At 62.1% G+C, this 18,154-nt stretch carries 18 protein-coding genes and 1 pseudogene; 10 read left to right on the top strand and 9 right to left on the bottom strand.

The genetic code is table 11. The annotated features are described in order from the left end of the window. Positions 1–102: 102 nt before the first annotated feature. Positions 103–915 (bottom strand): RHS repeat-associated core domain-containing protein, encoded by an 813-nt coding sequence (locus ACIPZ8_RS00485; RefSeq protein ID WP_400719093.1) that lies wholly within the window; start codon positions 913–915, stop codon positions 103–105. Between the two features lie 67 nt (positions 916–982). Beyond that, a pseudogene (locus ACIPZ8_RS00480) lies at positions 983–1,454 on the bottom strand (LLM class flavin-dependent oxidoreductase); the annotation flags it as partial. Between the two features lie 93 nt (positions 1,455–1,547). Here ACIPZ8_RS00480 and ACIPZ8_RS00475 point away from each other — a divergent pair. Together ACIPZ8_RS00475 and ACIPZ8_RS00470 are read left to right on the top strand one after the other, a co-directional pair. Then, a complete protein-coding gene (locus tag ACIPZ8_RS00475; protein WP_400719092.1) occupies positions 1,548–3,302 on the top strand; it encodes a phosphoethanolamine transferase CptA in 1,755 nt (584 codons plus the stop codon). Positions 3,303–3,451: 149 nt separating this feature from the next. Then, entirely contained in the window at positions 3,452–4,054 is a 603-nt protein-coding gene (locus ACIPZ8_RS00470; protein ID WP_400719091.1) for a phosphatase PAP2 family protein, read from the top strand. A 116-nt stretch (positions 4,055–4,170) separates the two neighbouring features. Here the strand turns inward: ACIPZ8_RS00470 and ACIPZ8_RS00465 are convergent, their stop codons facing one another. Further along, the gene (locus ACIPZ8_RS00465) at positions 4,171–4,830 is read right to left on the bottom strand and encodes a hypothetical protein (protein ID WP_400719090.1); all 660 of its coding nucleotides are present in this window, start codon (positions 4,828–4,830) and stop codon (positions 4,171–4,173) included. A gap of 171 nt (positions 4,831–5,001) precedes the next feature. Here ACIPZ8_RS00465 and dusA point away from each other — a divergent pair, with 171 nt between their 5' ends. The 3 genes from dusA to ACIPZ8_RS00450 all read left to right on the top strand — a co-directional run bounded on the left by dusA (position 5,002) and on the right by ACIPZ8_RS00450 (position 9,006). Further along, on the top strand, positions 5,002–5,997 hold the full coding sequence (gene dusA, locus ACIPZ8_RS00460; protein ID WP_400719089.1) for a tRNA dihydrouridine(20/20a) synthase DusA: 996 nt from the start codon (positions 5,002–5,004) through the stop codon (positions 5,995–5,997). Between the two features lie 144 nt (positions 5,998–6,141). Further along, on the top strand, positions 6,142–7,068 hold the full coding sequence (tal, locus tag ACIPZ8_RS00455) for a transaldolase (protein WP_400719088.1): 927 nt from the start codon (positions 6,142–6,144) through the stop codon (positions 7,066–7,068). A 96-nt stretch (positions 7,069–7,164) separates the two neighbouring features. Next, positions 7,165–9,006, top strand: a complete 1,842-nt coding sequence (locus ACIPZ8_RS00450; protein WP_400719086.1) for an alkaline phosphatase D family protein — start codon at positions 7,165–7,167, stop codon at positions 9,004–9,006. A gap of 40 nt (positions 9,007–9,046) precedes the next feature. On the opposite strand, the gene rssC is transcribed toward ACIPZ8_RS00450, so the two are convergent. Together rssC and rssB are read right to left on the bottom strand one after the other, a co-directional pair. Beyond that, complete coding sequence (gene rssC / locus ACIPZ8_RS00445; RefSeq protein ID WP_027919583.1) at positions 9,047–9,529, bottom strand: anti-sigma factor antagonist RssC; 483 nt, start codon at positions 9,527–9,529, stop codon at positions 9,047–9,049. Next, positions 9,526–10,710: a two-component system response regulator RssB gene (gene rssB, locus ACIPZ8_RS00440; RefSeq protein ID WP_400719718.1), complete on the bottom strand. Its 1,185-nt coding sequence runs from the start codon at positions 10,708–10,710 to the stop codon at positions 9,526–9,528. The genes rssC and rssB overlap by 4 nt, the downstream gene beginning before the upstream one ends. Positions 10,711–10,980: 270 nt before the next feature. Between rssB and ACIPZ8_RS00435 the strand changes: the two genes are divergently transcribed. Then, positions 10,981–11,280, top strand: coding sequence for a PilZ domain-containing protein (locus tag ACIPZ8_RS00435; RefSeq protein WP_400719084.1), 300 nt, complete (start codon positions 10,981–10,983; stop codon positions 11,278–11,280). Between the two features lie 51 nt (positions 11,281–11,331). Here the strand turns inward: ACIPZ8_RS00435 and ACIPZ8_RS00430 are convergent, their stop codons facing one another. Next, the gene (locus ACIPZ8_RS00430; RefSeq protein ID WP_400719082.1) at positions 11,332–12,039 is read right to left on the bottom strand and encodes a VacJ family lipoprotein; all 708 of its coding nucleotides are present in this window, start codon (positions 12,037–12,039) and stop codon (positions 11,332–11,334) included. 189 nt (positions 12,040–12,228) lie between these two features. Here ACIPZ8_RS00430 and ACIPZ8_RS00425 point away from each other — a divergent pair, with 189 nt between their 5' ends. Together ACIPZ8_RS00425 and ACIPZ8_RS00420 are read left to right on the top strand one after the other, a co-directional pair. Further along, positions 12,229–12,792 carry a phosphonoacetaldehyde phosphonohydrolase-related protein gene (locus ACIPZ8_RS00425; protein WP_400719080.1) on the top strand — a complete coding sequence of 188 codons (564 nt, stop codon included), beginning with the start codon at positions 12,229–12,231 and terminating at the stop codon, positions 12,790–12,792. 123 nt (positions 12,793–12,915) lie between these two features. Continuing rightward, positions 12,916–13,179 carry a DUF4404 family protein gene (locus tag ACIPZ8_RS00420; protein WP_060508039.1) on the top strand — a complete coding sequence of 88 codons (264 nt, stop codon included), beginning with the start codon at positions 12,916–12,918 and terminating at the stop codon, positions 13,177–13,179. Positions 13,180–13,224: 45 nt separating this feature from the next. On the opposite strand, the gene queF is transcribed toward ACIPZ8_RS00420, so the two are convergent. Together queF and ACIPZ8_RS00410 are read right to left on the bottom strand one after the other, a co-directional pair. After that, entirely contained in the window at positions 13,225–14,055 is an 831-nt protein-coding gene (queF, locus tag ACIPZ8_RS00415; protein WP_400719078.1) for an NADPH-dependent 7-cyano-7-deazaguanine reductase QueF, read from the bottom strand. 68 nt (positions 14,056–14,123) lie between these two features. Beyond that, the gene (locus tag ACIPZ8_RS00410; protein WP_400719076.1) at positions 14,124–14,648 is read right to left on the bottom strand and encodes a plastocyanin/azurin family copper-binding protein; all 525 of its coding nucleotides are present in this window, start codon (positions 14,646–14,648) and stop codon (positions 14,124–14,126) included. A gap of 150 nt (positions 14,649–14,798) precedes the next feature. Here ACIPZ8_RS00410 and cinR point away from each other — a divergent pair, with 150 nt between their 5' ends. Continuing rightward, on the top strand, positions 14,799–15,479 hold the full coding sequence (gene cinR / locus ACIPZ8_RS00405) for a two-component system response regulator CinR (RefSeq protein WP_294341565.1): 681 nt from the start codon (positions 14,799–14,801) through the stop codon (positions 15,477–15,479). Continuing rightward, positions 15,479–16,822 (top strand): heavy metal sensor histidine kinase, encoded by a 1,344-nt coding sequence (locus ACIPZ8_RS00400; protein ID WP_400719074.1) that lies wholly within the window; start codon positions 15,479–15,481, stop codon positions 16,820–16,822. The genes cinR and ACIPZ8_RS00400 overlap by 1 nt, the downstream gene beginning before the upstream one ends. Before the next feature lie 40 nt (positions 16,823–16,862). On the opposite strand, the gene ACIPZ8_RS00395 is transcribed toward ACIPZ8_RS00400, so the two are convergent. Beyond that, complete coding sequence (locus tag ACIPZ8_RS00395; RefSeq protein ID WP_400719072.1) at positions 16,863–18,104, bottom strand: lipoprotein-releasing ABC transporter permease subunit; 1,242 nt, start codon at positions 18,102–18,104, stop codon at positions 16,863–16,865. Between the last annotated feature and the right edge of the window lie 50 nt (positions 18,105–18,154).

Here is an 18,154-nt window from a genome sequence, read left to right as displayed (position 1 = left end):
GCGAGCGACCAGGCGCATCCTGAAACCGACCTGAGGAATTGGACTGCTGACAAGGTGCCTTTGCGGCAGTTCGACAGCTGCTCCGTAACCGAATGGAAACACTCATACCCTGGAGCCTGACTGCCTGATTACATTCATCAGCTCCACGGGATTTTGCTGCGCCGATCGGGCTGACATCCTTTTATAACCATAAATCATCAGGTCTTTCAGAGGCCCGATCAGGCTGACCTCACCCAACGCATATGCCAAAGAGCGCACATTCACTGCCAACCCGCGCCAGCCGTGCTGATACACGTTTGAGGCAACCCCGATTGAAGCGTCCAGTGCGAAAAAGCCAGCACCCGCAAGTCCCATGTTATCGACCGGACCGACTCGACCAGCATCACCAACGGGAAGGAACACTTCATAGCCATCGGATATTGCACCGATTGCCAGCGCGTGAAATCCGGCGATGCGCCTGAGTCGCTGGCCTGGTGGGATGGACCCCGCAGGCGCGTTCTGATGCTCGCTGGCAATGTCCACAAGCGCTATCACCATCCCGATGCCAGAACCTGCAGCCGTTGCTACACGCGCGGCGTAATGCTGGAGCCGTGACGGTTCGGACACAGTGCTATCGCCGGAAAGTCTCCGCAAGGGCGCATGCCCTGACGGATCCACCTGGTTCACAGGATCACCAGCACAATACGCATAACTGTTGATTCCGCCATGACCGAACGGGCTTAGCCGGTCGCTTGAGCAAAAGCGCATCAGCCATGGGCTGTAGCTGCGCTGGCCATTACCCAGCAGGTAGTGACCCGTAACCGGGTCCTGAGCCTGGCCGGCAAATCGAAGCACCGTCCCTTCCAAATGAGGGCGGAAACCATAAGGGGTATAGAGCAGAAGCCTTATGCGGCGGAAACTAGCGATCTTAGCCATGCTGGACCCCGATCCCAGGAAAACAGACTGTAGGGAAGTCCAGCATGAGTGAGAACTGACAGAATTATCAGGCGACCGCTTTCTCTTCCTGCCCGGCGGCTTCCAGCTCCCGCACAAGCGGCAACACACGCTCACCAAAGTAAGCCACTTCCTCCTGGAAATGCAGGAATCCGGACAGAATCAGATCCACCCCTACCGCCTTCAATGCCACGATGCGCTCGGCAATCTGCCGTGGCGCGGATGTCATCGACCTGCGCCTTGATCCCTTCTACCGTATTGCCGTTGGTGAAGTACCAGTCCGACACCCGCGCCGCCATGTCCCGCGCCGCCCGCGAACTGCCGCCCTGGAAGATTTCCGGGTGCGGCTGCTGCAATGGCTTGGGCTTGAGGTTGTAATTGCGAAAGCGATAGGAGTCGCCGTTGAAGGTGAAGTTGTCTTCAGTCCAGATGCCCTTGAGCGCCCGGATGAATTCCTCGGAACGGCGATAGCGTTCGTCATGGTCCAGCCACGGCTCGCCAGTTAAGGTTTCTTCCATCTTTCGTTAACGTAATTTTCACGATCCGCCCTCTAGCCTCTCTGCCTTTCCGGCAGCCCCTTCTTCTGGCTGCCGCCATGGTTCTACGAGGCACACGTGGCAAACACCGCATCCCCATCCGCGCCCAAGCGCGTGGACTGGGCCGGCCTGGGCTGGCTCCTGCTGTTCTTCTGGTACTTCTCCGGCGTCACCCAGGCGCTTCTGCTGTTCAGTGGCACCACCGGTTTCGCCGGTTTCCGTGACGCCCTGTTCCTCAGCACCCTGTGGTTCGTGCCGGTTCTGCTGCTGCCACGCCTCACCCGCACCCTCGCCGCCGTCATCGGCGTGGTGCTGTGGGCCGCCTCGCTGGTGGGTTTGAGCTACTTCGGCATCTACCATCAGGAATTCTCGCAAAGCGTCATCTTCGTGATGTTCGAGTCGAACACCGCCGAAGCGGGCGAATACTTCAGCCAGTACTTCAGCATTGGCCTGATGCTCGGTCTGCTGGCCTACACCGTGGGCGCCGTGCTGCTGTGGACCCGCGTACGCCCGGTCACCCTGCGCCTGCGCAGCCGTATCCCGGTGGTGGTGCTGTTGCTGGCCGCCAACCTGGTGCTGCCGTTCTACAAGCAGATGGTCACCCAGGAGCGCAACTTCGCCGATGCCATGGAGAAGGTCCAGCAACGCATGGAACCGGCCGTACCGTGGCAGCTGGTGGTCGGTTACCGCCAATACCTGCAGCAGCTGAACAACATGCAGAACCTGCTGGCCCAGAACGCCGCCCTGCCGCCCCTGCAGAACCTCCAGGACAGCAGCGGCGACGCCCCGCGCACGCTGGTGCTGGTGCTGGGTGAGTCGACCACCCGCGAGCACATGCACCTGTATGGCTACAACCGCGACACCACCCCCAACCTGGATGCCCTGGCCGCCGACAAGAGCCTGACCGTGTTCCAGAATGTGGTCACCCCACGCCCCTACACCATCGAGGTGATGCAGCAGATCCTCACCTTCGGTGACGAGGAGCACCCCGACCGCTTCCTCACCGATCCATCGCTGATCAACCTGATGAAACAGGCGGGCTACAAGACCTTCTGGATCACCAACCAGCAGACCATGACCAAGCGCAACACCATGCTCACCACCTTCTCGCAGCAGACGGACGAGCCGGTGTACCTGAACAACCAGCGCAACCAGAACGCCAGCCAGTACGACGAAGTGGTGCTGCCACCGTTCGAGAAGGCCCTGAAAGACCCGGCGCCGAAGAAGTTCATCATCGTCCACCTGCTGGGCACGCACATGGACTACCGCTACCGCTACCCGGATGCCTATCAGCACTTCACCGATCGCAAAGGTGTGCCGGCTGCGCTGACCGATGACCAGGTGGAAACCTACAACTTCTACGACAACGCCGTGCGCTACAACGACTTCGTGGTGTCGAGCCTGATCAAGCAATATTCGGCAGCCACGCCCAACGGCTTCCTGCTGTACCTGTCCGACCACGGCGAAGACGTGTACAGCTCCGGCAACCACGACCGCCTGGGCCGCAACGAAGGCGCGCCGACCCGGCCGATGTACACCGTGCCGTTCCTGCTGTGGACCTCACCGAGCTGGCAGGCCGAGCACCCACGCGACCTGCAGTCGATGGCCAGCCGCCCCTACAGCAGCTCGCACCTGATTCACACGCTGTCGGACCTGGCCGGTTTGAGCTACGACAAGTACGAGCCGGCGAAAAGCCTGGTGAGCGCACAGTTTGCCGCGGCACCGCGCTGGATTGGCGACCCGTACCGTAAAGATGGGCTGCATGAGTTCGACAAGCTGCCGCAGGACCAGGCTGAGCAGGTTCAGCAGACGGCGGCCAACGACCAGAAGTAGCGCGCGGACGGAAACAGACGTCTGAAAGCCGATGGCGATATCCCTGATCGCGCCATCGGCTTTTTTGCTTGTCGACTGCGGTGCAATGCGCGCATGCGGCTTAAATTGAAATTGAAACAGTGTCTGAACGCACGGCGGGGACATACACGATGGGCGAACTCGAAACATTCAACCGCTCCCTCTTCCTGCTGATCAACGGCGGCGGTGATACGCCGCAGTGGCTAGTCCTGCTCGCCATCGGCATTGCCAAGGTGCTGATCTTTCTGCTGCCCGTGTTGATGCTGGGGTTCTGGTTGTGGGGGCATTGCGGGGAGCGCAGGCTGGTGCTCAAGGCGACGCTGGTGACGGTGATCGCGTTGGTGGTCAATCAGGTCATCTGGGCGGTATGGCCGCATCCACGACCGTTCATGATCGGGTTGGGGCATAACTGGATGCTGCATGCGCCGGATTCGTCATTTCCTAGCGATCATATGACCGTGTTTGCCTGCATGGGCTTGACCTTGTTGCTGGATGGTTTGTCTGGGTGGGGCGTGGTCATTTTGGTGACCGGGTTGAGCGTGGCTTGGGCGCGGGTATTTCTGGGGGTGCACTTTCCGCTGGATATGGTGGGGGCGGTGGTTGTTTCGTTTCTGGTTTATTCAGGGTTTTCGCCGATCTGGAGGCGTTTCGGTCTGCGTATCACCAATACGACGGAACGGCTTTATCGGAGGCTGATGGCGACACCCATACGGGCAGGCTGGGTGCGAGGCTGAGTTCATAGCGACGTTCAGGTGTTCAGCCCCAGAAAGCCATGGCGCATCCTCAGCCCCGCACAAGACGGATGCATCATGACGCTCTGGGACTGAACGCCTTCGTAGCAATCAACTCATCAAAACGACTCAACAGGCTTCTCAGACTCAGCCAGGAACTTGTTCGCCTCTAACCGCGGAAACGTAAAACGAATAATTATCCCCGAATCCGCACCTTGCCCAGCCATCACCAATTCGGCGGACCGAATATTCTCCGGCGCAGCAGCCAACGCACTCACAGCATTGGTTTGCCCTTCAGCACTCAGCCCTTCGAGAAAGGTGTAAGTCAGGCTTCCGGACGCCAGACCGACCTGCTCAAAATTGGAAATCTTCGTCGTCAGCTCGTCAGTGCTTCTCGACTTCTTCGCGGTATCAAACACATCCAGGATGGATTTTTCATCGTTCATGGAAACCAGCGTGAATGATTTGGAAAGGCCCGCGATGGCTTTGGCGTAGAGGTTTTGATCAAACGGGCTGATCAATGAAACCATCATCAGCTTGTCGCCGGAGAAGATCAGCGCGACGGTGAATTTCTCTTCCAGGAAATCCACATCGTCAATACACCTCGCGGTCCCGCCGACGTCTTCGGAGCAGTCATAGTAACCGGCGGCTTCAGTGAATTTTGCGAGGGGGGTTTGGTAGACGTAGTTCTTGAACAGCTTTTCTTCGGCGAAAGCCCCTTGAGCGGAGGCAAGCAGGGCGCCAGCAACGAGGATGGATGACGCGACTTTCTTCAGCATGGGGTCCATTCCTTACTGTGAATTGATAGCCCAATGCTATCAGCCCATTTCGTGGCTGTCTTGCCTAATCCCACGCTTGAAGAGGTTGCATTTCCGCCGGATATCACTGAGCCCGACCGGCCATTCCTGATAAACTCCCCCACCTCCCAGCCACACCGATTTCGTAACCCAATGCCCCCAATCTCCGCCACACCCACCCCACTCTCCCGGCGCTTCTCCGTCGCGCCGATGATGGATTGGACGGACCGCCATTGCCGGTTCTTCCTGCGCCTGCTCTCCAAGCACACCCTGCTCTACACCGAAATGGTCACCACCGGCGCCCTGCTGCACAACGAGGCCCACCGCTTCCTGCGCCACGACGTCTCCGAGCACCCGCTGGCCCTGCAACTGGGCGGCAGCGTGCCAGCCGACCTGGCCGCCTGCGCCAAGCTGGCCGAGGAAGCCGGCTACGACGAGGTCAACCTCAACGTCGGCTGCCCAAGCGACCGGGTGCAGAACAACATGATCGGCGCCTGCCTGATGGCCCACCCGGCACTGGTGGCCGATTGCGTGAAGGCCATGCAGGACGCGGTGTCCACGCCGGTGACGGTCAAGCATCGCATCGGCATCAATGGCCGCGACAGCTATGCCGAGCTGTGCGACTTCGTTGGCCAGGTGCGTGACGCCGGTTGCCGGAGTTTTACCGTGCATGCGCGGATCGCAATTCTCGAGGGGCTGTCGCCGAAGGAAAACCGCGAGATCCCGCCGCTGCGCTACGACGTGGCCGCGCAGCTGAAGGCGGACTTCCCGGACCTGGAAATCGTGCTCAACGGCGGGATCAAGACCCTGGCGGAATGCCAGGCGCATCTTGAGACCTTCGATGGCGTGATGCTGGGGCGCGAGGCGTACCACAACCCATACCTGCTGGCCGAAGTGGATCAGCAGCTGTTTGCCAGCCAAGCGCCGGTGGTGAGCCGCAGCGAGGCACTGGAGCAGTTGCGGCCTTATATCGTGGCGCACATGGAAAGCGGTGGCGCGATGCACCACATCACCCGGCATATTCTGGGGCTTGGCCAGGGGTTCCCGGGGGCGCGGCGGTTCCGGCAGTTGTTGTCGGCGGATATCCACAAGGCGGCGGAGCCGCTGAAGGTGTTCGACCAGGCGGCGGAGTTGATGCAAGGGCGGTGAGGTTGCCTGGGCGGGCCAGGGAACCTCGCGTGCGCTGCTGACTCGAATCATCACCTTCGGCAATTCTGCCCCGCCCCACTGGCCTCTTGAGCGCCCGTCGGGCCTCGGGTAATGTCGAGTAAACGCACAGGACAGAGCACGCCCATGACCTCCAAGCTGGAACAACTCAAGCAGTTCACCACCGTGGTTGCCGACACCGGGGACCTGGATGCCATCACCCGTCTCAAGCCGGTCGATGCCACCACCAACCCGTCCCTGCTGCTCAAGGCCGCCGCCATCCCGGGCTATGCCGAGCTGCTCAAGCAGGTGAAGGCCGATGCAAAAGGCAATGTCGACCTGGCCTGCGACAAGTTCGCCGTGGCTGTGGGCGCGGGTATTCTCAAGGTCATTCCGGGGCGTATTTCCACCGAGGTGGATGCACGCCTGTCGTTCGATGAGCCGGCCCTGCTGAACAAGGCGCGCCAGCTGATTGGCCTTTACGAAGCCGCCGGGGTGTCGAAAGACCGCGTGCTGATCAAGCTGGCCTCCACCTGGGAAGGCATCCGCGCCGCCGAGAAGCTGGAAAAGGAAGGCATCCAGACCAACCTGACCCTGCTGTTCTCCTTCGCCCAGGCCCAGGCCTGCGCCGATGCTGGCGTGTTCCTGATTTCGCCGTTCGTGGGCCGCATCTACGACTGGTACAAGAAAAGCACCGGCCAGGAATACGTCGGCGCCGAAGACCCGGGCGTGCAGTCGGTCACGCGCATCTACAACTACTACAAGGCCAATGGCTACGACACCGTGGTCATGGGTGCCAGCTTCCGCAATCTCGGCCAGATCGAACAGCTGGCCGGCTGCGATCGCCTGACCATCAGCCCGGACCTGCTGGACAAGCTGGGCAGCGACCAGGGCGAACTGCCGCGCATTCTCAAGCCAGGCAATGCCGGTGAAGCCAGACAGGTGCTGAACGAAAGCCAGTTCCGCTGGGCGATGAACGAGGATGCCATGGGCACCGAGAAGCTGGCTGAAGGTATTCGCCAGTTTGCCCGGGATCAGGAAAAGCTCGAGAAGTTGATGGCTGAAAAAGCCTGATACATCTAAGGTTTGCCAGGCGGGCGGGGAATGTTCAGCATTTCCCGCCCGTTTTGTTTAAGCGGGCTGTGAACGCGTCCTGAACTCAAAGGCCAAATGACCTCATCCCCATTGCCCCTCGTGCTCGCCGGCCCGGTACTGCGCCGCCTCGAGCCACAAAGGCTGGCCATCTGGCTGGTCGGCAGCCAACCCCTGCAACCCGAATTCATCCTCGACGGCACCGTCACGGTCGATTGCCAGGTCGTTGCTGTCGGCCAGCACGCCTTCATTCACCTGCTGGACATTCACTTCGCCGAGCCTCTGCCGCGCAACGTCGCCATCGAGTATGACCTGCTGCTCGACGGCCAAGGCATTGCCGGCTGGGCTCCGCACCTGCTCTACCCCGGCAGCCATCGCCCCAGCCTGGTACTGCGCGACCGCCTCGACCAACTGCTGCACGGATCCTGTCGCAAACCGCATCACCCGGCAGCCGACGGCCTGCTCTGCGCCGACCGCTTGCTACAGGCCAGCCATCGACCGGAAGACCGCCCCGCCGTGCTGCTGATGACCGGCGACCAGATTTATGCCGACGACGTCGCCGGCCCTATGCTGCGCGCCATCCATTCGCTAATCGAACGCCTGGGCCTGTTCGACGAAGCGCTGGATGGCGCGGTGGTCGCCGACAGCCAGGCACTCTACCGCCATCCAGCCAGCTACTACCATCGCGCCGACCTGCTGCCCGCACAGGCACGCAACGAAACCCTGCGCGAACGCTTCTTCGGCGGCAAGCGCAAGCCGATCTTTTCCTCCAGCAACGCCGACAACCACCTGGTGACCTTCGCCGAAGTCATGGCCATGTATCTGCTGGTGTGGGCGCCCGCGCCCTGGCGCCTGGTGAACCTGGACATGCCTGCCGGCCTGAGCCCGCAGCACCAGGCGCGCTATCGCGAGGAGCTGCCGCTGATCGCGGCCTTCGCCGCCAGCCTGGGCGACGTGGCACGGGTGATGGCCCACCTGCCCTGCCTGATGATCTTCGACGACCACGACATCACCGACGACTGGAACCTCTCGGCACAGTGGGAAGAAACCGCCTATGGCCATCCCTTCTCACGGCGGATAATCGGCAATGCGTTGCTGGGCTATCTGCTGTGCCAGGCCTGGGGCAACGACCCGGATGGCTGCAACACACTGGTCGAGCAGTGCCAGACGCTGACCCAGCAGCAGGATGAGCTGATCGGTGAACTGCTGCGCTTCCAGGGCTGGCAGTACAGCCTGCCCAGCGAGCCTCCGCTACTGGTGCTGGACACCCGCACCCGCCGCTGGCGCAGCGAGAGCGACCTGGGCAAGCCGTCCGGCCTGCTCGACTGGGAAGCGCTGTGCGAGCTGCAGCAGGCGCTGCTGGATCACCCCTCGGCAATCATCGTCTCGCCGGCACCGATCTTTGGCGTCAAGCTGATCGAGACCGTGCAGAAGGTGTTCAGCTGGCTGGGCTACCCGCTGCTGGTGGATGCCGAGAACTGGATGGCCCACCGTGGCGCGGCGCAGGTGATCCTGAACATCTTCCGCCATTCGCGCACACCGGGGCATTACGTGATCCTCTCGGGCGATGTGCACTATTCGTTCGTCTACGAGGTGCTGATCCGCCATCGCCAGCGCAGCCCGCATCTGTGGCAGGTGACCAGCAGCGGGATCAAGAACGAGTTCCCACGGCGCTTGCTGGACGTACTGGACAGGCTGAACCGCTGGCTGTACTCGCCACGCTCACCGCTGAACTGGTTCACCAAACGCCGGCAGATGGAGGTGTTGCCACGCCCCCCCAGCCGTAGCAAGGCCGGGGAGCGGCTGTGGAATGGGGCGGGGTTGGGCCAGGTGCTGTTCGATGAGCAAGGGCGGCCGGCGCGGGTGTTTCAGCTGAGTGCGGATGGCAGCGAGGCAACCGAGTTTGCCCAGCGAGCGTGATTGGGCTGGTGGCGTTGTGGAGGCCGGCACAGGCTGAAGATCAGGTCCGCTCCAGCGCATTCACCAGGTCATGGAAGGCTTCGCGGTTGGAGTCATTGAGCCCCATGAGAATCTTGTGCGCCTCCAGCACCTTGGAGCGCACCACATCCTCGTTCTGATCCTGCGACGGCAGGTCGGTCAGGCACTCAGGACGTGGCACCGGGCGGTCGACGATGTTGAACACCTGATCGAAGCCCATGGATTGCAGGAGGCGCGAAATGTCCGGGTTGGTGGTGACCACGGTCGGCAACAGGCCAACCTTCTGCCGCGACAGGATCGACAGCTTGGCCAGCAGGCCCAGGGTGGTGCTGTCGATGCTTTCGGTTTCGGTCAGGTCGATGACGATGGTCGAGAAGTTCAGCGCGGTGAAAATCTTCTCGATCGTCGCATCCAGCGCCGAACACAGGGTCAGGCGCACTTCACCGACGAATTTCAGTACAAAGGTACCGCTCTGCTCGGCGAACTGGATTCTACCGGTACTCATTGAAGGTTCCTGCTCAACACCAATAGGGCGATATCATCCGGCATCTCCCCAAGCGTAGCCAATCCGAAACGTTGGCGCAGCCCATCCAGGCTACCACCCGCTGCATTGACGATCTCCGGCAAGGCAGCTTCTTTATCTTTGAGCGTATGCCCTGGCAAAAGGTCCAGAATGCCATCGGACATCAGGCTCAGGCTGAACTGTGGCGGCAACTCGATCACCTGGTCCTGATAGGTCGCCTCGTCGAACAGCCCCACCGGCAGGCCGCGGCCTTCCAGGTAGCGGGCCTGGCCCGGGGTATACAGCACCGGCAGCGGCAGGTGGCCGCCCACGGCGTAGGTCAGCAGGCCGGTTTCTTCGTCGATCACGCCACCGACCATGGTCACGTGCTTGCCCAGCTTGCAGTTGATCAGCCCGCGGTTTATGTGGCTCAGCACTTCCGAAGGTTTGAACTCGCGCAGCTTGCTGCTGCGCTTGAATTCGAACAACAGCCGCGTGGTCATGAACTTCAGCAACACCGTGACGAATGCTGACGACGCACCGTGCCCGGAGACATCGGCCAGGTAGAAGGCAATGCGCCGGTCATCCACACGGAAGTAGTCGGCGAAGTCGCCCGACAGGTACAGCGACGGAATGATCTGATGCTCGAAGGTGAACTCGCCGAGCGTCCAGGGGCTTTCCGGCAGCATGTTCATCTGCACCTGGCGACCGGCGGTCTGGTCCTCCTGCAACAGGTGCAGGCTGGCCTCCAGCTCGCGGTTGGCCGCTTCCAGCTTGTCGCGGTAGCGCTGGTTTTCCAGTACCAGGCGCGAACGGTCGAGCGCCCGGCGTACCGAGTGTTCGAGCACGGCCAAGTCTTCCAGCGGCTTGATCAGGTAGTCGGCAGCGCCCAGGCGCAAGGCCTCGACCGCGTCGCTCATCACGCCGGCACCAGACACCACGATCACCGGCAACTGCGGTGCGCGCTCGCTGATCTGGCGGATCAGTTCGAGGCCGCCCATCTGCGGCATGCGCAGATCGCAGATCACGAGGTCGGGCTGGTGTTCTTCGAAGACCTGGAGCCCCTGCTGGCCATTACCGGCCTGGAGGACGCTGAAGCCACTGTCTTCCAGATAGGCGGCGAGGCTCGCACGGACCACGTCGTCATCATCGATGATCAGCAGCGTTGCACTGATTTTCTGCATGTGGGCGAACGGCGCCGATTTGGGTTGGTGCAGGGGCGTCTGCAAGGCTGACATCCAACTGCTGGAATACTCTGTGGTAACACTCTACTTGAGTTGTAGGCCAAGAACTCAGGCCAGGCAACCAGCAGAGGCAACTCGTAAGGCGCAGACGGTACTCCCATCCGCCAGGTGTTTCAAGCATACATGGGTGGAGTCCGCTGCTCTTTACAGGGTAAATCACCGAGAGTTATAAAAACGCCAACCAGTACAACCTATTGGGAAGGATGCAGCATGCCTCATACGCCCTCCAACCACAGCGAGAAACGCGATTTCATCCGCATGCGCATCGACACCGAGGTCAGCCTGCTGCATGAGGGGCAGGTCATCGCGGCGGTGTGCCTGGACCTTTCCAGCGGCGGCATGCAGGTGCAGGCGCCGCGGCCATTCAAGGTCGGCGACCATCTGGAGGTGCGCATCGACTCAGACCACCCGGCACTCAAGGGCCTGCATGCCAGTACCGAAGTGGTGTGGATCGCCGATCAGCCCGGCGGGCAGCAGAAATTAGGCCTGCGCATCCTGGCCATGCATTGATCTGTAACAAAAACGGCGACCCTTGGGTCGCCGTTTTCATGCCAGCAATGATCAGAAGTCGTCTTCGACTTCGCCATCCTTGACCTTGAACTCGCGGTTCTGCAGGAAGGCATTGCGGATGAAGATGTACTTGTCCCCCTGGATCAGCTTCTCGGCCGACAGCAGGCTGGCCCGGGTGTCGACCACGTTCAGGGCGAAGATCGAGTTACGCACCGGCACATCGTTGATGTAGCGGTAGGGTTCGGTGTAGCTGTCCGGGTACTTGGCCAGGCCGTCACGCACGGTGCTCGGGCCGAGCAGCGGGATCACGACGTACGGACCGCTGGGCACGCCCCAGCGACCGAGGGTCTGGCCGAAGTCTTCGTCGTTGCGCTGCAGGCCCATCTTGGTGCCGACATCAAAGAAGCCGCCAAGGCCGAACACGGTGTTGACGATCAGTCGCGCGGTATCCACGCCCGCAGCATGGGGCTTGAGTTGCAGCACGTTGTTGGCCAGGTTGGTGACATCACCGACGTTGTTGAACATGTTGTGGATGCCATCCTGCAGGAACTGCGGGGTGACCCACTGGTAGCCCTTGGCCAATGGCTTGAGGCCATAGGTGTCGATCGTATCGTTGAAACGGAAGATCGGGCGGTTGACCGCTTCCCAAGGATCCTCCTCGGTGGCGGCCTGAGTGGCTGCCATGGGCGCCAGCAGCAAGCTGGCGCAGACAAAGGCCTGGGTGACTCGCTCGATCACTCCGGCACCGATCCTACGCATAGATGTTTCTCCATCGAAATTCTCGGCCGCAAGCGCAACGGGTGCGCTGCTGTACCGCGGCAGTATAGAGCCTTGCACGCTGATAAACAGCTTTACACATTTTTGCTCAATAATTTGTGAACAACTGTTGCCCGTCACAGCACGGTAACAATCGTCCAATAGCCTGCGGACTATTTCAGGGACGTTACCATGCTCGCTGCACCCGCCATTACCGCTGTGCTGTTCGGCCTGCGCGGTTGCCTGGTCCAGGCCACCGACGGCAGCCCCCTGCCCGCCCCTGGCGCACTCGAAACGCTGGCTGGCCTGCGCCATGCCCAGGTGCCGTGCATCTGGCTGGACGACCTGAGCAGCCTGCAAAGCAGGCGCCTGGCCAGCGTGTTACCAGACTGGTTGCCGGGCCACTCGGTCAACGGCGTGCGCTGGCCCGCGCCAAATGCCTGCTGGCAGGCCTTGATGAGCCTGGACAGCGAACGCCTGGAAGGTTGCGTGCTGGTCAGCGGTGAGCCCAAGCTCTTGCAGTCAGGCCTCAACGCCGGTTTGTGGACCGTGGGCCTGGCGGCCTGCAGCCCCTCGTGCGACCTCTCCTCCAGGCAATGGCAGGCCATGACCCAGCAAGAGCAGGATCTGGCCCGCGGCAAGGCCACGCTGGCCCTGTTCAGCCTGGGCGTGCATTCGGTGATCGACCACCTCGACGAACTGGACACCTGCCTTGCCGACATCGCCCTGCGCTGCAGCAAGGGCGAAAAACCCTGACACAGCCCCATTGATGCGGATCATGCAAAGCGTCAGCGAGTGGATTACGCTAGGAGACAGGCGAGAACCTTTGCCGCTTCGCTGAGGTCCATGCCTTGCCAAGCCATTGATGGAGAACAGCCAATGCCTGCCCGCGAATTGCAAGAGCGCTTGAACAGCCTGCGCGAGCAACTGGACCGCAACGTACCGCTTACGGATGAAGAACTGGCCGCCCTGCACGAAGAGGCCAGGCAGATCGAAGCGCAGTTGAAGCTCGAGGAAGCCACGCCGGACAACAACGTGGTCGACGGGGTGAACCTGGCGATCGAACGCTTCGAGGCCGAACACCCGGATTTGACCGCCACCCTGCGCAGCATTGCCAACTCGCTGCACAGCATGGGCATCTGACAAAGCCAAAGCTGGGGCTGCTTTGCGGCCCCAATTACACAGAGCTTACTGGCGAACCAGTCGCAGGTTCGCCGGGCTGATCGCCCCAGTGCTGCGGTATGGGTTGATATCCAGCCCGCCGCGGCGCACATACCGCGCATACACGGTCAGGTGCTCAGGCTGCAGCAGGGTCTTCAAGTCCAGGTATATCCGCTCCACGCACTGCTCATGGAAGTCGGCGTGCTGGCGGAAGCTGATCAGGTAGGTCAGCAGGCTGGCATGGTCCAGCGCCCTGCCCTTGTACTCAACCACCACGCTCCCCCAGTCTGGCTGGCCAGTCACTGGGCAGTTGGATTTGAGCAAGTGGCTGTGCACGGTCTCTTCGACCATGCGCTCCGGGTTGCAGCTCAGCAGTTCCGGTTGCGGCTGCTCGTAGTTGTCGATCGCCACATCCAGGACATCGATGCACTGCCCAGGCAAGGCAACCACGCCCTGCGCCTCCACCTCCGCCAGGGTGCGCACCTGCACACCCACCGGCTTGCCAGCGGCCGCCGAAAGGTCCTTCACCAGGCACGCCTGCAGCTCGCCGATCGAGGCGAACACGGTCTGGTTCAACGAGTTGAGGTAGAGTTTGAAGGACTTCGACTCGATGATGTTCGGCGAATCGGCCGCAATGGCGAACTCACCAATGGCCACCACCGGCTTGCCCGAGGGCAGCAGCCACGACAGCTCGAAGCAGTTCCAGTAGTCCACACCCTGCCACGGCAAGGTCTGGGCAGTCACGCCCAGCTCAGCCCACTTGGCCGTACGCGGAATCGGGAACAGCAACGAAGGCGTGTAGGTGGCAATGTATTCGCTGGACTTGCCCAGCGGAGAATGTTCGGCGGCGGGATGCATGGAAACTGACCTGGAGGTTCGAAATTGCCCCTAGTCTACCGGTTTTGCACCCCGCCTTGGAGTGCAAGTCACTCGATGGTCAGCTCCCCGACCATACCGGCCTGATAATGCCCCGGCACGTTGCAGGCGAACTCGATCGGCGCCGACTTGCGGAAGGTCCAGGTGAGCTCGGCGCGCTGGCCAGGCTGCACCAGCACGGTGTTGCCGCCGTTGTGATGGGCACCGTGGTCCATCGGCATGGCGGACGCATGGCCCATCTGCGAATGGTCCATACCCTCATGCTGCATGGCAGCATTGTGCATCATGCCCTGCATGGCGATCATTTGCTTCTGGTGTTCGGCATGCATGGCCTTGTCACCGAGGTTGAACTCATGGGGCAGCTTGCCTTCGTTGATCAGCACGAAGCGCACGGTCTCGCCGGCCTTCACTTTCAGGTTCTTGGGCTCGAAGGCGATGTCCTTGAGCACTACTTCGACGGTGCGGGTGGCCTTGGCTGCCGGGGCGGGCTCGCCGAAAGCGAAGGTTTTCGCCTCGCCGGCCAGGGTGGGCAAGCTGACCAGGGCTAGCGCGGCGGCGATGAACAGGTGTTTCATGATGACTCCGAAAATCACGGCGGGATGAGACCACTCTAGAAAGGCACGGCTGGCGGTTAGCTGACGGGAAGATTACAACCTTGTCAGCTTGGGCGAGCAGGCACATCGTCACGTATCATTTCAGCCATCACCCGACCCTTTGGGAACCCCATGAAACTGCTGATCGTCGAAGACCAGGCCCGCACCGGCCAGTACCTGAGCCAGGGCCTGAGCGAAGCCGGCTTTGCCACCGAACTGGCCACCGACGGCGAGACCGGCCAGTACCTGGCCCTGACCGGCGACCACGACCTGCTGATCCTCGACGTGATGCTGCCCGGGCGTGACGGCTGGCAGATCCTGCAGGCCGTGCGCACTGCCGGGCTGGACACCCCGGTGCTGTTCCTCACCGCCCGCGACGCCGTCGAAGACCGCGTGCACGGCCTGGAACTGGGCGCCGACGATTACCTGGTCAAGCCCTTCGCCTTCTCCGAACTGCTGGCCCGGGTACGCAGCCTGCTACGCCGCGGCGCCAGCCCCAGCCAGGACACCACCCTGACCCTGGCCGACCTGCGCCTGGACCTGATCCGCCGCCGCGCCGAACGGGCCGGCACACGCATCGACCTGACCGCCAAGGAGTTCGCCCTGCTCGAATTGCTGCTGCGCCGCCAGGGCGAGGTGCTGCCCAAATCGCTGATTGCCTCGCAAGTGTGGGACATGAACTTCGACAGCGACACCAACGTCATCGAAGTGGCGGTACGCCGCCTGCGCCTGAAGATCGACGACCCGCACCCGAACAAGCTGATCCATACCGTGCGTGGCATGGGCTACGTGCTCGAAGAGCGCCAGGACTGATGCGCCGGCTTTCCCTCGGCACGCGCCTGGCACTGCTGTTTGCCGCCTGTACCGCCAGCGTGTCGCTGGGTGCGGGGCTGCTGTTCAACCGTGCCAGCGAGCAGCATTTCGTCGAACTGGACCAGCAACTGCTGGAGTCGCGCCTGTCCCTGTTTCGCAGCCAGCTCGCCGGCCTGAAGGGCCCTGACGAACTGCAAAGCCGCTTGCCAGCCCTGCGCAACGAGCTCAGCCACCAGGCTGACCTGGCGCTGCGCATCGATGGCCGCGACGGCGCAATCTGGTTTGCCAGCCGCGACGGCCTGCCAGGTAAACCATCAACGCCCGGGTTGACGACCCTGCACGCAGACGGCGTCGATTATCGAAGCCTGGCAGTGCCGGCGGACGATCAGACGGCTGCGCAACTGACGCTGTTTCTCGATATCACCCATCACCAGCACTTCCTGCAGGGCATGCAGCGCCTGATCTGGCTCACCGTCGGGCTCTCAGCCCTGACCACTGCCCTGCTCGGTGCCTGGGCCGCACGCAGCGGCCTGCGCCCACTGCGCCAGATGGGCCAGGTGGCCGCCAGTGTGTCAGCGCGCTCACTGACTACGCGCCTGCCGGTGGCGCAAATGCCTGAGGAGCTGGCTGAGCTGGCCACAACGGTCAACGCCATGCTGCAACGCCTGGACGACGCCTTCCAGCGCCTGTCGGCGTTCTCCGCCGACATCGCCCACGAGCTGCGTACACCGCTGTCCAACCTGCTGACCCACACCCAGGTCACCCTCACCCGCCCGCGCAGCCTGGAGGAATACCGCGAGGCACTGCATGGCAACCTCGAGGAGTTGCAGTGGATGGCACAGATGATCAACGACATGCTGTTCCTCGCCAAGGCCGACCATGGCCTGCTGGTGCCGGGGCAGGCGGCGCTGGCCTTGCACGAAGACGTGGATGCACTGCTGGAGTATTACGCGCCGTTGGCCGAGGACAATGAGGTGCACCTGCTGCGCGAAGGCGAGGCGGTAGTGCAGGGCGACCGGCATATGCTGCGCCGGGCCCTGTCCAACCTGCTCGACAATGCCTTGCGCTTTACGCCGGCGGGCGGGCAGATCCGGGTGACGCTGGAGCCGGGATTGCGGATTTGCGTGGCCAATACCGGGGCGGCAATCGAAGCAGCGGCGTTACCGCGCCTGTTTGATCGTTTCTACCGGGTGGACCCGGCGCGGCGGGAAGGTAGCAGTGAGCATGCCGGGTTGGGATTGGCGATTACCCGGTCGATCGTGCAGGCCCATGGCGGGAGTATTCGGGCGCAATGCCAGGACGGCTGGACAAGGTTCGTGATCGAGCTGCCTGAAGCTCGGTGAAATTGGGGCTGCTTTGCAGCCCCCAGGATCCAGGCAAACATCAAACTGCCAGGCCAATCGCCGGCTGCACCTGCGACGCCCGATAAGCCGGGTAGATGGTCGCCAGGAAGCTCATCACCAACCCGGCAGCACAGATCATCAGCACATCCCCGCCCTGCAGTTCGGACGGCAAGCTGCTTACAAAGTAAACATCCGACGTGAAGATGTGCTGCCCGCTCACTCGCTCCAGCCAGCCGACGATCTGGCTGACATTGAGCGCAGCGATCACCCCGAGCACGCCACCGATCAAGGTGCCGACAATGCCGATCAGGCTGCCCTGAACCATGAACGTACCCATGATCTGCGCAGGGGTGGCGCCCAGGGTCCGCAAGATGGCGATGTCCGGCCCCTTGTCGTTCACCACCATCACCAGGGTGGCGATGATGTTGAATGCCGCCACTGCGATGATCATCAGCAGCAGCAGGCCGATCATGGTCTTTTCCATCTTCATCGCGCTGAACAGGCTGCCCTGGGTGTGCGACCAGTCATCGGCACGGAAGCCATCGCCCAACCCGGCAGCGATCGCCTTGGACACCTGCGGCGCGGCATACAGGTCGTGCAGTTTCAGGCGCACGCCCTGTACCTGCCCCGGCGCCCAGCGCTGCATTTCGCCGGCATCGGCCACATGCATGTAGGCCTGCGAGCCATCCAGCTCGGCACCGACCTTGAAGATACCGACCACGGTCAGGCGCTGCATGCGCGGGGTGATACCGCCAGGTTCCTTGCTGATTTCCGGCACGATCAGGGTCAGCTTGTCGCCGGTATTGAGGCGGAAGCGCCGCGCAGTCAGTTCACCGATGACCACGCCGTACTCACCCGGCTGCAGGTCCTGCAGGCGGCCCTGGACGATATGCTGGCCGACAATCGAGACCTTGTCTTCCTCGGCCGGGTCGATGCCGCTGACCTGGATCGGCTGCATCGCGCCCTTGTACGAGAGCATGCCTTCCATCTCGGTGATCGGCGCCGCAGCCATCACTGCCGGGTTCTGCAACGCAGCGTCGGCTGCCTTGTGCCAGTCGTCCAGCGGCTGCACGCCAAGGATCGAGGCATGCGGCACCAGGCCAAGAATGCGCGAGCTCATTTCGCGCTGGAAGCCGTTCATCACCGACAGCACCACGATCATCGCCAGCACGCCCAGCGACAGGCCGATCATCGAGGTCATCGAAATGAACGAGATGAAGTGGTTGCGGCGCTTGGCCCGGGTGTAGCGCGCGCCGATGAAGATGGGCAAGGGTCTGAACATGTAGGAAACACCCAATTAAAACGGGGAAACGGGGCAGCACTGCCACCCCG

The organism is Pseudomonas sp. NPDC089422 (assembly GCF_044749405.1).
Lineage (GTDB): Bacteria > Pseudomonadota > Gammaproteobacteria > Pseudomonadales > Pseudomonadaceae > Aquipseudomonas.
The sequence above is the reverse complement of the archived record's forward strand: the minus strand, read 5'-3'. Positions and strand labels throughout refer to the sequence as shown.

Bases quoted from the DNA above. Each gene is read 5' to 3' on its own strand.
- rssB (WP_400719718.1), bottom strand. From the start codon at position 10,710: ATGCAGAAAATCAGTGCAACGCTGCTGATCATCGATGATGACGACGTG.
- ACIPZ8_RS00470 (WP_400719091.1), top strand. From the start codon at position 3,452: ATGGGCGAACTCGAAACATTCAACCGCTCCCTCTTCCTGCTGATCAAC.
- queF (WP_400719078.1), bottom strand. From the start codon at position 14,055: ATGCATCCCGCCGCCGAACATTCTCCGCTGGGCAAGTCCAGCGAATAC.
- ACIPZ8_RS00450 (WP_400719086.1), top strand. From the start codon at position 7,165: ATGACCTCATCCCCATTGCCCCTCGTGCTCGCCGGCCCGGTACTGCGC.
- ACIPZ8_RS00400 (WP_400719074.1), top strand. From the start codon at position 15,479: ATGCGCCGGCTTTCCCTCGGCACGCGCCTGGCACTGCTGTTTGCCGCC.
- tal (WP_400719088.1), top strand. From the start codon at position 6,142: ATGACCTCCAAGCTGGAACAACTCAAGCAGTTCACCACCGTGGTTGCC.
- ACIPZ8_RS00410 (WP_400719076.1), bottom strand. From the start codon at position 14,648: ATGAAACACCTGTTCATCGCCGCCGCGCTAGCCCTGGTCAGCTTGCCC.
- ACIPZ8_RS00395 (WP_400719072.1), bottom strand. From the start codon at position 18,104: ATGTTCAGACCCTTGCCCATCTTCATCGGCGCGCGCTACACCCGGGCC.
- ACIPZ8_RS00435 (WP_400719084.1), top strand. From the start codon at position 10,981: ATGCCTCATACGCCCTCCAACCACAGCGAGAAACGCGATTTCATCCGC.
- ACIPZ8_RS00425 (WP_400719080.1), top strand. From the start codon at position 12,229: ATGCTCGCTGCACCCGCCATTACCGCTGTGCTGTTCGGCCTGCGCGGT.
- ACIPZ8_RS00485 (WP_400719093.1), bottom strand. From the start codon at position 915: ATGGCTAAGATCGCTAGTTTCCGCCGCATAAGGCTTCTGCTCTATACC.
- ACIPZ8_RS00430 (WP_400719082.1), bottom strand. From the start codon at position 12,039: ATGCGTAGGATCGGTGCCGGAGTGATCGAGCGAGTCACCCAGGCCTTT.
- cinR (WP_294341565.1), top strand. From the start codon at position 14,799: ATGAAACTGCTGATCGTCGAAGACCAGGCCCGCACCGGCCAGTACCTG.
- rssC (WP_027919583.1), bottom strand. From the start codon at position 9,529: ATGAGTACCGGTAGAATCCAGTTCGCCGAGCAGAGCGGTACCTTTGTA.
- dusA (WP_400719089.1), top strand. From the start codon at position 5,002: ATGCCCCCAATCTCCGCCACACCCACCCCACTCTCCCGGCGCTTCTCC.
- ACIPZ8_RS00420 (WP_060508039.1), top strand. From the start codon at position 12,916: ATGCCTGCCCGCGAATTGCAAGAGCGCTTGAACAGCCTGCGCGAGCAA.
- ACIPZ8_RS00465 (WP_400719090.1), bottom strand. From the start codon at position 4,830: ATGCTGAAGAAAGTCGCGTCATCCATCCTCGTTGCTGGCGCCCTGCTT.